General features: G+C 73.9%; 10 protein-coding genes. 2 read left to right on the forward strand and 8 right to left on the reverse strand.

Annotated features, from left to right (window positions below; genetic code table 11):
• Positions 1-4 precede the first annotated feature (4 nt).
• On the forward strand, positions 5-235 hold the full coding sequence (locus tag ACIGXM_RS29215) for a hypothetical protein (protein WP_230052540.1): 231 nt from the start codon (positions 5-7) through the stop codon (positions 233-235).
• A gap of 122 nt (positions 236-357) precedes the next feature.
• Here the strand turns inward: ACIGXM_RS29215 and ACIGXM_RS29220 are convergent, their stop codons facing one another.
• The 7 genes from ACIGXM_RS29220 to ACIGXM_RS29250 form a co-directional block, all read right to left on the reverse strand.
• Positions 358-1,278, reverse strand: coding sequence for a S1 family peptidase (locus ACIGXM_RS29220; RefSeq protein WP_396566040.1), 921 nt, complete (start codon positions 1,276-1,278; stop codon positions 358-360).
• A gap of 205 nt (positions 1,279-1,483) precedes the next feature.
• Positions 1,484-3,115: an RNA polymerase sigma factor gene (locus ACIGXM_RS29225; protein ID WP_396566042.1), complete on the reverse strand. Its 1,632-nt coding sequence runs from the start codon at positions 3,113-3,115 to the stop codon at positions 1,484-1,486.
• Positions 3,116-3,545: 430 nt separating this feature from the next.
• Entirely contained in the window at positions 3,546-4,478 is a 933-nt protein-coding gene (locus ACIGXM_RS29230; protein ID WP_396566044.1) for a FadR/GntR family transcriptional regulator, read from the reverse strand.
• Positions 4,479-4,657: 179 nt separating this feature from the next.
• Positions 4,658-5,491 (reverse strand): hypothetical protein, encoded by an 834-nt coding sequence (locus ACIGXM_RS29235; RefSeq protein WP_396566046.1) that lies wholly within the window; start codon positions 5,489-5,491, stop codon positions 4,658-4,660.
• Between the two features lie 3 nt (positions 5,492-5,494).
• Entirely contained in the window at positions 5,495-6,745 is a 1,251-nt protein-coding gene (locus tag ACIGXM_RS29240; RefSeq protein ID WP_396566048.1) for an ATP-binding cassette domain-containing protein, read from the reverse strand.
• Between the two features lie 190 nt (positions 6,746-6,935).
• Positions 6,936-7,679 carry an NUDIX domain-containing protein gene (locus ACIGXM_RS29245; protein WP_396566050.1) on the reverse strand — a complete coding sequence of 248 codons (744 nt, stop codon included), beginning with the start codon at positions 7,677-7,679 and terminating at the stop codon, positions 6,936-6,938.
• Positions 7,680-7,794: 115 nt separating this feature from the next.
• A complete protein-coding gene (locus tag ACIGXM_RS29250; protein ID WP_396566159.1) occupies positions 7,795-9,759 on the reverse strand; it encodes a glycogen debranching N-terminal domain-containing protein in 1,965 nt (654 codons plus the stop codon).
• Between the two features lie 586 nt (positions 9,760-10,345).
• Here ACIGXM_RS29250 and ACIGXM_RS29255 point away from each other — a divergent pair.
• Complete coding sequence (locus ACIGXM_RS29255) at positions 10,346-11,659, forward strand: alpha/beta fold hydrolase (protein WP_396566052.1); 1,314 nt, start codon at positions 10,346-10,348, stop codon at positions 11,657-11,659.
• 175 nt (positions 11,660-11,834) lie between these two features.
• On the opposite strand, the gene ACIGXM_RS29260 is transcribed toward ACIGXM_RS29255, so the two are convergent.
• Positions 11,835-13,283, reverse strand: a complete 1,449-nt coding sequence (locus tag ACIGXM_RS29260; RefSeq protein ID WP_396566054.1) for a DUF4192 domain-containing protein — start codon at positions 13,281-13,283, stop codon at positions 11,835-11,837.
• Positions 13,284-13,390: the final 107 nt, after the last annotated feature.

Below are 13,390 nucleotides of genomic sequence, written 5' to 3' on the forward strand. Positions count from 1 at the left end.
CGACGTGACTACTGTTCTGACACCTGCGAGCCCGCTCACCGCGGCTGACCGCTGCGACCGCTGCGGCGCCCAGGCCTACCTGCGCGTCGTCCTGGCCAGCGGCGGAGAGCTGCTGTTCTGCGCCCACCACGGGCGGAAGTTCGAGCCGGAGCTCAAGAAGATCGCCGTGGAAATACAGGACGAGAGCGGTCGTCTCGCCACCACGGCGGCCTCTGCCGCCAACGACGAGCGCTGACTCAGTCGCTCCCCTTGACGTGCTGGGGTCGGCCCTTGCGGGCCGGTCCGCTGGGCGGCAGGTCGCACAGGCGATCTGCCGCCCGGTGTCGTTCCCGGACCGGACGCTGGGTAATCGACCCGTCACGGCTGGGAGTTGGGCGCGTCCTGGAGTCGGGCCCGAACGACGTCCGAGACCGCCGCCAGCCTGGTGTAGACGCCGGGGTGCCCGGCCTCCGCACAGCCGGTCCCCCAGGAGACCAGCCCGACCAGCCGGCCGGCCACCACCAACGGGCCGCCGCTGTCGCCCTGGCAGGCGTCCTTGCCCCCCTTGGCCGCTCCGGCGCACACCATGACACTCGCGTTGAACGTCCCGTTCGGGCCGCCCGGGTAGTCGCGCGCGCACTCCGCGTCAGCGACGATCGGCACCTCCACCGCCCGTAGTGCCGCGGCGTACTTGGCCTTACCCGTCGTGTCACCCCAGCCGTAGACCTGGGCCCGGGTGCCCGGCACGTACGGCGCCGTCTCACCCTGGTCGACCATCGGCAGCACCGGGCGCCCGTCCTGCGGGACGGCCAGCGTGAGCACCGCCACATCCTGCGTGTTCCGGTCGAACGAGTAGCCCGGGTGGATCCAGACCTCGCTGACCGCGACCTCGACCCCCTCCTTGCTCCGCAGGTCGGTCCGACCCACCAGCACCGCCAGCCCCGGCCGCTGGGTCGGTCTGCCGGTGCTCTCGTCGTAGAAGCAGTGCGCCGCCGTGACCACCTTGGTGGGGCTGACCAGTGCGCCGCCGCAGAACTGGCCGGAACGGGCGGAACCGTACTGCGGCTTGCTGGCGATCCCGACCACCCAGGGATGCTGGGCCGTACTGTCCGCCCAGCCGCCCACGATCCGACGCTCCGCCTGGGCCGGTGCGGCACCCACGGCGACCAGCGCCGCGGGCAACGCCGCCAGCAGGGCCAACAACGCCCCCCGCCGCACCGGCCCGGTGCGGCGCGGACGACAGTACGACAGCTGCCCCCGCGGATCGGGACAGCCGGACGGGACGAGCGAGGTGGGCATCACGGAGGACTCCGGGCGACTCGACGGCAGGCAACGGGCAATCGTCACAGAGTAGTCATTTGATGACCCTGAGTGCCCGTCAAGTCGGTTTCAAACACCCGGACGAGCGATACCGGACACGACCGGATGACGTCGTCGGAACGGCCGGAGGCCCGGGGCTGTTGCCCCGGGCCTCCGGCCGTCCTCGTGCTGCCGAACCGACCGATCAGTCCAGGTAGTCGCGCAGCACCTGGGAGCGCGACGGGTGACGCAGCTTGGACATGGTCTTCGACTCGATCTGGCGGATCCGCTCACGGGTGACCCCGTAGACCTTGCCGATCTCGTCCAGCGTCTTGGGCTGACCGTCCGTCAGGCCGAAGCGCATCGAGACCACGCCGGCCTCGCGCTCGCTCAGGGTGTCCAGGACCGAGTGCAGCTGCTCCTGGAGGAGCGTGAAGCTCACCGCGTCGGCCGGGACGACCGCCTCGGAGTCCTCGATCAGGTCACCGAACTCGCTGTCGCCGTCCTCGCCGAGCGGGGTGTGCAGCGAGATCGGCTCGCGGCCGTACTTCTGGACCTCGATGACCTTCTCCGGGGTCATGTCGAGCTCCTTGGCCAGCTCCTCCGGGGTGGGCTCGCGGCCCAGGTCCTGGAGCATCTGGCGCTGGACGCGGGCCAGCTTGTTGATGACCTCGACCATGTGCACCGGGATACGGATGGTGCGGGCCTGGTCGGCCATCGCGCGGGTGATCGCCTGGCGGATCCACCAGGTCGCGTAGGTCGAGAACTTGTAGCCCTTGGTGTAGTCGAACTTCTCGACCGCACGGATCAGACCGAGGTTGCCCTCCTGGATCAGGTCCAGGAAGAGCATGCCGCGACCGGTGTAACGCTTCGCCAGCGAGACCACCAGCCGGAGGTTGGCCTCCAGCAGGTGGTTCTTGGCCCGGCGGCCGTCCTCGGCGATGATCTCCAGCTCGCGCTTGAGCTTGGGGGCCAGCTTGTCGGAGGCGCTCAGCTTGTCCTCGGCGAACAGGCCGGCCTCGATCCGCTTGGCGAGTTCGACCTCCTGCTCGGCGTTGAGCAGCGGGACCTTGCCGATCTGCTTGAGGTAGTCCTTGACCGGGTCGGCGGTGGCACCGGCGACCGCGACCTGCTGGGCCGGCGCGTCGTCCTCGTCGTCGTCGGAGAGGACGAAGCCCTCCGACTCCTCCTCCGGCTCGGCACCCGCCTCGGGCTCCGCCTTGCCACCGGTCAGCGCCGCGTCGTCCAGCAGCTCCTCGTCACCGAGCAGCTCGTCCTCGCCCTTCTCGGCCTTGGTCGCGGTCTTCTTCGCCGCGGTCTTCTTGGCCGGCGCGGCCTTCTTCGCCACCGCCTTCTTCGCCGGGGCCGCGGCGGCGACCTTCTTCGCCGCCACCGGCTTGGCGACCGACTCGAGCGGCGCGACCGACGAGGTCTCCACCGTCACGGCGGTGACCGAGGTCACGGCGGGCGCGGCCACGGTCGCGGCGGGCGCGATCCGCACCGGGGGCTTGGTCGGGGCGGCCGGGGTACGCGTGGTGACCGCCTTGGTGGCGGTGCGCTTCGTGGTGCTCTTGGCAGCGACGCTCTTGCGCTTGGCGGCGGACGGCTCGGCCGCGCTGACCATCAGGTCCACCCCTTCCTCAATCAACACCTGGTTGAGGCTGCGCATGACGTTCTTCCACTTGGTGACCGGGATCTGGTCCGCCTCGAAGGCCTGGCGCACGTCGTCACCGGCGATCTGCCCCTGGGCCTTGCCCCGCTCGATGAGCGCCAGCAGGGCCGCGGACTCGGCGATCTCGGGGGGGAGCGAACGGGAAGTGCTGGCCGACACGAACAACCTCTCGGACGAAGAGTGGACTCGAACCCGTACCGGACCGCCCGAGAGGGCGAGGAATGATCGCGCGCCACAGGGCACGCTGTCGGTTCCGACCGGCTCGGACTTGAGGACTGGGGGGACTGGGTTGGCAGGACGCTGGATTGTGGAACGGCAACAGCGCCGCAGACCAACACAGCATTCTGACATGGTGCGGCATTCCGGAGCTGCTTCCGCTCCGTACACATCGCTGCCGCTCCCCAAGTGTTACGCATGCCGGTCGTGGTACAGGTCACACGCCGACCGCGGCCCCTCCCCGGGCCGCCCGCTACTCGTCATTCTCGCCCGACCGCCGCCCGCTCACCAGCGGTGCGGGCCCTCCGGGTGCTCCACGGCTCGTCGCTCGGGGCAGCCGGAGGGCGCCTACGCTCCCGCGGGTCCGCGACCGGCCCGCTCAGTGCTCGCGCGGGGCCGGGACGGCGTGCTCCACGTCCGGGTGGACGGTGAGCAGGGCCCGCATCGCCGCCTCGGCGGCCGTGCCGTCGCCGGTGCCGAGCGCCTCCACCAGGCGCACGTGCACACCGACCGAGCTGTCCGAGGGGCGCTCGCAGGCGGTGGCCGGTCCGCCGGAGACCTGCAGGGCCGAGGCGACGATGCCGGAGAGGTGCTCGAGCATCCGGTTACCGGCCATCTGCAGGACCAGGCCGTGCAGCTCGGCGTCGGCCCGCGAGAAGGTGATCAGATCGCCCTGGGCTGCCGCGTGGCCCATGATCTCGGCCATCTCGGCCAGCCGCTGCTGGACGTCCTCCCGGCCGTGGCCGGCGGCGAGGCGGGCGGCGAGCGGCTCGATCGCCCAACGCAGCTCGAACAGCTCGCGGCGCTGCTCGTCGCGCTGCGGCCCGAAGGCGCGCCACTCGATGATGTCCGGGTCCAGCAGGTTCCAGTCGCCGACCGGCCGGACCCGGGTGCCGACGTTGGGACGGGCGCTGACCAGGCCCTTGGCCTCCAGCACGCGCAGCGACTCGCGCACTACGGTGCGCGAGACCTCGAAGCGCTGGCCGATCTCCTCGGGGACCAACGGACGGTCGGCGCCGAGGTCACCGGAGACGATCATCTGGCCGAGTTGCTGGACGAGCTGTCCGTGCAGCCCGCGGCCGCGGCTGCTGGTGGTCTTGCGGCCGACCCGGGCGAGATCGCTCTCCGCCCCGTCCCATCGGGGGACCGGGCCAGAGGGCCGATCGGCGTAGGAAAAACGGTCGGGCTCGACAGCGCCGGGGGCAGCGGCCTCGGCGGTGCGAGCGGCGGTCATGGCAGGGTGCGCAAGGGTACTCACACGTCCTTTGTCGGCGATCGGAGGGTCGGGCTTGAGAATTCTCGTGAAAAGCACACGAAAGGGTGATCGCCCATGACTGGATAATTGACTTCTTATCAGGAGGAAACGACCATACCGGTCGGCAGACGGTGCTGCCACTGATCTTCGGGCGACCGTTCGGATCCCGGGTCGTGACAGCCCGGCAGCACCGGTTGGACCTGATGGCTCAACCGGCGCCCACCTGCCCGCCGGGCTCAGTAGGACCGGCGGTGGAGCTGCGCCAGCAGGCAGACCACCAGGAGCAGCGCGGCAGGGACCAGGAAGGCGATCAGTGCCAGTGGTTGGGTCGTCTCGACCAGCGCCGCCAACGGAGCTGCCAACTGCGGCGACCGTCCGGCCGTGGCGGACTCGTAGAGCTGCTCCAACGGGTGCTGGAACGGCAGCGCCGCCTCCGTGCGAGCCACCCACACCGGACCGCCGCGCTGCAGCAGCGCACTGCTGAGCGGCTCGACCAGCAGCGGCAGCGCGCAGAGCAACAGCAGCCCGGCGAGCGCGCTGCGGGTCAGCGCCGCGGCCAGCACCCCGGTCCAGCCCGCCGCGACCACCAGCGCGGCGAAGAACACCAGTACCAGGACCGGGCGCTGATCGGTGCGCAGCAGCGCCGGGGAGAACAGCCGGTCAGCCGAGGTGACCGGCCGCAGGGCGACCTGGAGCACGGCGGCGTCCAGCAGCAGCGAGACCATGGCCAGCCCGGCCGAGACCACCGCGCTGACGGCCAGCTTGCCGAGCAGCAGCCGGACCCGGCTGCCGTACCGGCTCTGGGACGCCGCCAGCCCGGGGTACTGGACCTCGTGGGCGGAGGCCAGAGCGCCCAGGGCTCCGGCCGCCAGGGCGGCCAGCGGGATCGGCAGCAGCGGCACGGACGCGGTGAGCAGCCGGACCGCTCGGGTCACCGGGAGCGGCCCGGGGGCCGACTGGTGGGCGAGCACGGCTGTCACGGCGGCGCCGGTGAGCAGCGCCGCAGCCAGGATCAGCCAGGTGGAGCGGAGCCCGAACAGGCGCCGTCCCTCGTAGGCCAGTACGCGCACGGGTCACCCGTTCCAGTGGTCGGGCCCGGTCAAGGGCTCGGGGATGAGGTCGGCCCCGGTCTGCGGGGGCTGGGTGGCGGAGCCGGGCGGCATGCCCGGTCCGGGGACGGCCGCGGCGGCGGGGACGGGCCCGGCGATGGGGGCCGGCCCGACGTCAAGCAGAGCGGTGGGGGAATCGCCGAGATCGATGGGCAGGACCACGGTGGGTGGACCGTCGGCCGGCTTCGGGGTGGGCGTGACCTCGGTGGCCGGACCCGGCAGGCCCCGGCCCGGCTGGGACACGCCGAGCACCCGCAGGGTCCGGGGCCGCGCGCCCACTCCGGCCGGCAGCAGCTGGACCGCCGGGGGCGCGGGAGTGCGGGTCACCGCGGACTGCGACGCCCGGGGGGCGGGCTGCTCCACCACGCGGTCGGCGAGTTCGTGCAGCAGGATGCCGTTGCGGTAGGCCAGTTCACCGATCTCGGTGCGCTCCAGGCCGCTCACCGCGATGCCGGCCCGGCCGTCCGGGCGGATCTCCGCACCCTGCGCCAGCAACAGGTCGGTGAGCCGGGCCATCTGCGGACCGCGGACCGCTACCTCGGGGTGCAGCCTGGTCCGGCGGAACTCGGCGACCGGCTGGTCCGCGACCACCCGCCCCTGGTTCAGGGTGATCACTCGGTCGCCGAGCAGCGCGGCTTCCTGCGGGCTGCGGGTGGTGACGAGCACCGAGCCGCCGCCCGCCGGGAAGGCCCGGAGGAAGGCGTGCAGCCACTCGGCGTTGCGCGGCGAGAGGTCCTCGGCGGGGGCGTCGAGCAGCAGCATGCCCGGGTCGCCGAGCAGCGCGGTCGCCAGTGCGAGGCGGCGGTTCATGCCCAGGGAGAAGGACTTCAGCCGGTGGTCGGCCATGGCCGCCAGGCGGGTCTGCTCCAGCAGCGCGTCGGCCCGGGCGGCCGGGACGCCGACCGCGGCGGCCAGCATGCGCAGGTGGCCGAGCGCGGTGCGGTTCGGGTGGCCGAGCGAGCGGTGGACGGTCGGCAGCACCACGCCGACCTCCCGCTCCGGGCGGCGCAGCTGTCGGTATGCCCGCCCGTTGAAGAGGGTGACCCCCTGACCGTGCTCCAGCCCCAGCATCAGCCGCAGCGCCGTGGTCTTACCGGCGTCCTCCGGGCCCAACAGCACGGTGACGGCGCCGGGTCGGGCGTCGAGGGAGACCTCGAGCAGCGCCGGACGACCACCTCGGCGGTAGACCTTGGTGAGTCCGTTGGCCTGGATCATCGCTGGCTGCTCCCATCGGCTCGGCTGCCCCGACCGGGGGCTGCACGGGTCGCCCCGGTGCCAGCACCCTAGGACGCGCGAGGGGAGATTCCGGGCATTGCGGAAACGCCACGGGCAACTCAGCGGCCCGCCTCACTCGATCAGGGGACAGCCCGGCCGGGCGTCCGACCGACGGCCCGCGACCGCGCGCTCACTGCTCCGGGCGCAGCATCGGCGGGTTGAGGACGGTGGCGCCGCCGGCGGTGAACAGCTGTGCGGGGCGCCCGCCCTGACGGGTGGTCGTGCCGCCCGAGGGGACCAGGAAGCCGGGCGTACCGGTGACCTTGCGGTGGAAGTTGCGCGGGTCCAGCGCCACTCCCCAGACCGCCTCGTAGACCCGGCGCAGCTCGCCGACGGTGAACTCCTTGGGGCAGAACGCGGTGGCCAGCGCGGAGTACTCGATCTTGGAACGAGCCCGCTCGACGCCCTCCTCCAGGATCAGGGCGTGGTCGAAGGCGAGCGGCTCGCGGTCCGCCGCGCCCGCGCCGAGGAGTTCGCTGACCGGCGCCCACCGCGCGCCGCGGGTGTCGCCACCCGGCCTGGGCGTCGGCAGGTCCGGGGCGAGGGCGAGGTGGGCCACGCTCACCACCCGCATCCGCGGGTCGCGCTGCGGGTGGCCGTAGGTGGCCAGCTGCTCCAGGTGCGCGCCGGCGGTGTCCTGGCCGGGGGTGGAGTAGGCGCGCAGACCGGTCTCCTCGGCCAGCTCCCGCGAGGCCGCCTCGCCGAGGCCCTCGTCCGGGCGCACGAAGCCGCCGGGCAGCGCCCAGTAGCCCTGGAAGGGCGGCTCGCCCCGGCGCACCAGCAGTGCGCAGAGCTCGTGCTCCCTGACAGTCAGCACCACCAGGTCGACCGTGACTGCGAACGGGGGAAAGGCCGACGGGTCATAGCGCGACATGAGGCCGATCATAGTCGTCTTTCTGACGATAAACACGAGGTCGGACAGGGACGCGTTCGGGCTCGGGCCCGCACCGGCGTGATCGCCCGAGCCGGCCGGGAACGCCGGCGAGCCGTCAGCAGGCACCGAGTTGCAGGTCGGAGGAGGCCTCCTCGATCACGGCGACACCGATCCGGCTGACCCGGACCGAGAACGGCTCGCCCGCCACCCGCAGACCCGCGAGCCCCAGCTCCCCGAGGGGTGCGGTGCTGGCGGGCCGGATCACCACCCGGCGGGCCGGCGCGTCCGGGCGTACCCCGGCCAGGGCGAAGACCGCGTGCACGGCGCCGGTCGCGGCTGTCGCGGCGGGACGGCAGGCGGCCGGGTGCGGCACGGGAGGGCAACCCGGCAGCCGCTGCTCCCCGGCGTACATCTCCGGGAGCCGGCCGCCGAAGTGCGCGGAGGCGGCCAGCAGTCCCTCCAGCAAGGTTCCGGCCTCCCGTTCGAGGCCGGCGCCGGCGAGGCCGGCGACGGCCAGCGCGGTCTCCAGCACCCGTACCACGCCGCTCCGGTGACCCAGCGGGTTGAACCGGGGCGACCTGGCACTGAGGGTCCGTAGCCCCCAACCGCAGTCCAGTTCGGGGGTGACCAGCCGCTGCGCCAGCAGCCGGGTCTGCTCCCGGTCGAGCAGGCCCGCCAGGGACTCGCCCTCGGCACCGAGACCGGGATCGAGCAGGTGGACGAAGGAGCAGGTGACGGCCGGCACCGTGCGCTCGTCCGCGGTCAGCGCGGCGGCCGGTCGTCCCCCCGCGAGGTCGTCGACCCAGAAGCGCTCGCGGAACCGGCCGCGGAGCGCGGCTGCCCACTCCTGCCACTCGGCGGCCCCCGGCCGCCCGAAGGCCGCCAGCAACTCGGCGCCGTGCAGCGCCGCGCGGTGGCCCAGGGCCTGGACCTCGCAGCGGGCGACCGACCGATGGCCGGGTCGGTCGTCGGCGGACCGAACCAGGTCGGTCACGAAGCCCTCGACGGCGTTGGCCCCGGCCGCCGTGCGCAACGCGCCGAGCGCCCGCTCGGCGGCCGGCAGCAGCTCCATGACCTCCTGCCGGGGCATCCCCCAGCGCCAGGCCTCGGCCAGCACCGTGACGAAGAGCAGGGTGGCCTCGGTGGCCGTGCAGGAGGGCGGCAGTTCGGGACCGGCGTGCCGGAACGGGCCCGGGATGACACCGTCGGCGCGGCCGGGCCCACCCCCGGTCTGCTGACGGCGGGCCAGCGCGCGCAGGGTGCCCGCGGCCAGCCGGGTGCCGAGCGGCAGCGTCAGCCGGGCAGCCCACAGCGCGTCGGCCGCGGCGAGGCCGAACCGCCAGGGCGCACCGGAGGCGGCGTAGAGGTCCGTAGGACGGTCCGGGTCGGCGAGCAGCAGCCCACCGAGCGCTTCCAGGGACCGGCCGACCAGGACCGTGGCCCGCGGGTCGTCGCACCGGATCTCCAGCTCGGACCAGGGTCGCGGCACACCGGCGCCGCGCCCGATCGGCGGGCGGACCACCGCCGCGGCGGCCGGCGCCGGCGCGCTCTCCAGCTCCACCCGCAGCTCGACCGACCAACGGGCGCCCGGTTGTACCTCCAGGTCCCAACGGAGCACTCCCGCGCCGGCCAGTACCACGTGCGGTGAGGGCCGGGCCGTCACGGTGGTGCTGTGACCACGGCCGCTCCAGCGCAGGCCGGCCGACTGGACCTGGCCGGGGACGTCCGCCGCGCGCTCCCCACCGGCGATCCCGGCCAGGCTGCCGAGATCGGTGCCCAGCGCGATCTCCAACGGAAGGCGGGCCCGGCGGGCACCGGCGTTCCGGATAGTGACGGTCTCCACCCCGTCGGCGTGCCGGAGCCGCTCCACCGTCAGGGCCGGGTCGGGATCGAGATCGCCCGGTAGCCGGACCGCCGCCAGGAAGCGGGCCTGGGCCGCCGAGGAGAGGTCGCCCTGGAGTGCGAGGGGCTCGACCCCACCCAGCCTGATCTCCATCCGGCTCAGCACCCGGACACCGGACCGGAAGAACCCGTGCAGTCCGCTCCCCCGGAGCTGTCCGTCCGTGCCCGAGGCCGCCATCGCGGGAGCGTTGACGCAGAGCACGTCGCCGTGGGCCGAGGCCGGCTGCCGGCGTGACCGGGCGGCCGAGCGCGCGGCGCCGCTCGGCGCGGCCGCGGTCCGGGATCCGCCGACCGTCTCGGGCGGCGTCGCGGTCTGTGCTGGCCTGAGCGCCGTCACCGGGCTCTCCTCCTTTCGGCCGGCAGGTCGGGCCCGCAGGCCACGGCCGCCATGAGTGGTCGCCCTCGCGCTCGGACCAAGCCGGAGGCGGTGGAGCACCGGGATCACGGTGGCGGGCCCGGATCGACCAGACCACCGCTCCCCCACGGTCGGTACCACCGCGCGCCGCGTCCTCGGCGGTGTCCCGGAGAGTGAACGCGGCGCACCTGGCACAGGTCACGCTCAGCCGCCCGGCCGCCGCGGCGGGGCCGACGAATCCGACGCCGATCCCCGGCCCGGCACACTCGTCCGGGCGGCTGCGCTCCGGATACGGACGGCTCCCGATCCACCGGGCGGGCGCCAGGATACGGTGCCGGTGAGGCGCTGTACCCCGTGCGGGGTTCACAGGTCGGCGCCCCAGCGCACCGAGCCCAGACCGAGGAGTCGCATGTCCGCCGTCAGCCGCCAACCCGGGACCGTCCTGACCGACCATCTGTTCCAGGTCCCGCTGGACCACGCAGCTCCGCACGGCGAGCAGATCGAGGTCTACGCCCGCGAGGTGGTCGCGGCGGGCAAGGAGCGGGCCGACCTGCCCTGGCTGCTCTTCCTCCAGGGCGGACCCGGCGGCCGGGCCAACCGGCCGCTGGGCCGGGACGCCTGGCTCGACCGGGCCCTGGACGACTACCGGGTGCTGCTGCTCGACCAGCGCGGTACCGGACGCTCGACCCCGGCGACCCGACAGACGCTGCCGCTGCGCGGCGGTGCCCAGGAGCAAGCGGAGTACCTCTCGTACTTCCGCGCCGACTCGATCGTCCGGGACGCCGAACTGATCCGGCATCAGCTCCTCGGTGAGCACGGCAAGTGGAGCCTGCTCGGCCAGAGTTTCGGCGGGTTCTGCGCCCTGACCTACCTGTCGCTGGCCCCTGCGGGGCTGCGGGAGGCACTGGTGACCGGCGGGCTGGCCGGGCTGCGCAGCAGCGCGGCCGACGTGTACCGCGCCGCCTACCCCCGGGTGACCCGAAAGAACCGGGCGCACTACGCCCGTTACCCGCAGGACGTGGAGGCGGTCCGGCGGGTCGTCGAGCACCTGGCGGTGGCACCCGCGCGGCTGCCGGGTGGCGGACTGCTGACCGTGCCGGCCTTCCAGTCGCTCGGGCTGATGCTCGGCTCGGGCACCGGGTCGGACACCCTGCACTACCTGCTGGAGGACGCCTGGGTGCGGGGCAGCGCCGGCCTGGAGCTCTCTGACACCTTCCTCGCGGGCGTCCAGTCGCGGCTCTCGTTCGCGGAAGGGCCGCTCTACGCGGTGCTGCACGAGTCGATCTACGGCCAGCGCTCGGTGGACGCCGGCTCGACCGCCTGGGCGGCCGAGCGGGTGCGCAAGGAGTTTCCGGAGTTCGACGCCGCGGCGGCGCTGCAGACCGGTGACCCCGTGCACTTCACCGGGGAGATGATCTACCCCTGGATGTTCGAGACCGACCCGGTGCTGCAACCGCTGCAGGGCGCGGCGGAGCTGCTCGCGCAGCGCACCGACTGGCCCGACCTGTACCGCCCCGAGGTGCTGGCGGCCAATCAGGTCCCGGTGGCCGCCGCCGTCTACCACGACGACATGTACGTCGACACCGCCGGTTCGCTGGCGACGGCGGACGCGGTAAGGGGCCTGCGGACCTGGGTCAGCAACGAGTGGGAGCACGACGGCCTGCGGGTCAGCGGTGGTCAGGTCCTGGACCGGCTGATCCGCATGGTCCGAGGCGAGCTGTAGCGGCCGAGCGAGGGGCGGGGTGGGGGTGCCGGGCCCTGGCCGACCGGGGCTGGGGTCCGGTGCCTGCGGGAGGGGCGGGGCCGGACGCTGGGGCGGCGCGCTGCGGGCCGGGAGAAGGCGGCCGAGGAGGACGAACGGGCCGGATCGCCGGGGCGTCGTCGGGGTGCGGGTCATTTCAGGCTCCGATCGAGGTGGCACGGGTCGGTCCGGGCGGGCGGGGGCCGCGCTGGCGCGGTCGCCCGGGTTGCCCGGGGCGGCTGGGTCGGGGATGGGTGGCGGGCGCGGAACCGCTGGTCGGCGGGGAGGGGCGGGTCGGCGGCTTCGCGGGAGGGTGGGCACCCTCGGCCGACGGCGCGGGACCGGGCGGAGAGGCGGGACCGGGCAGACCCGGGTGAGCGGGCTCGGTAACCGGCGGCGTGGGAGCGGGCGAGTCCGCCTGCGGGGAGTCGGGCTGTGGGGATTCGGACTGTGGTGATTCGGACTGTGGGGCGAGCCGGCGGGCGCGTTCGACGCGGACCGTGGCGAGCAGGCGGTCGGGCCGCAGCCCGCCGTTGAGGGAGCCGTAGAGCAGGCGGGCGAGGGCGTAGCCCGGATCGAGGTCGAGCGCCCGGGCGAGGACCACGCGGCTGGTCGCGGTGTCCCCCGCGAGCCAGGCCGTCCAGGCGAGGAGGGTGAGCGGGGCTGCCGCGTACTCCTCGTAGGGCGGCACGCAGCGTCGGGCCAGGAACCGCCAGAGCCTTTGGGCGCAGGCCAGCTCGGCCGGTTCGGCGTACTCGGCCGCCCGGTCCCGGCCGGCTCGGTCCTGCAGGCCGAGGATCAGCCTGGCGGCCTGCTCGTCGTCCAGCTCCGATGTACCGTCGGCGAATTCAGCCATCGCCTGATCGATCAGCCGGCCGGTCTCCGCCAGCACGCCGTCCGGCCCCTCCGGCGCGTCGAAGGCGACCAGGAGCAAGCCCAGCTGCCGTTCGAAGGCGAGCCGTTGCCGGTCGCACTCGGGCGGGCCGATCGGGGCGAGCGCCTCCGCGATCGCCTTGCGGCTGCCGCGCGGCGCCAGGCCGGCGAAGGTGGCCGCCGTCACGGCGGGGCCCGGATCCGGCCCGGACCGGACCGGGAAACCTCCCGGGTCGCAGCAGCGGGGATCGGCGCACAGGAAGGACCACCAGCGGCCCTCGGAGACGCAGAGCGACTCCTTCACCGGCAGGTCGAGCGCCCGGAAGGCCCTTAGCAGGTGAGCGGCGAGCGGGCGCAGCCCGGCCAGCACCGGCGGGCCGTTCGGCTTCGGGTCCCGGCACAGGTACAGCAGCACGGCACGCGGACGACGGTCGCGGTCCTCGGAGAGCTCGACCAGCAGCCGGGCCGCCTCGGTCGCGATCACCGGCCAGTCCCGCGGCTCGTCCGGGATGTCGAGCCGGATCACGCCGCCCTGCCGCAGGTCCGGGCCCTGCAGGCCGACGGCGACGATGCTGTCGTCCGGATAGAAGCCGAGCAGGTAGGGCAGCATCGCGGCCATGTCGGCCGGACCGCGCATCCGCACCGGAGGCCCGCCGGGGGGACCCGGGAGGTGGCCGAGGCCGGGGACGATGGGACCGGGGTCTTCGTGGTTCACGGCGTCTTCGTGGTTCATGGCGGCAGCGTGACGCCGATTCCTCGGCCCGTCCGAGAATTCCTCGGCCCTGTGGACAACCCCGGGGCTGTGGACAACGCCCGCTCCCGGGTTGTCCACAGCCCCCG

Source organism: Kitasatospora sp. NPDC052896, from assembly GCF_044547075.1.
Lineage (GTDB): Bacteria > Actinomycetota > Actinomycetes > Streptomycetales > Streptomycetaceae > Kitasatospora.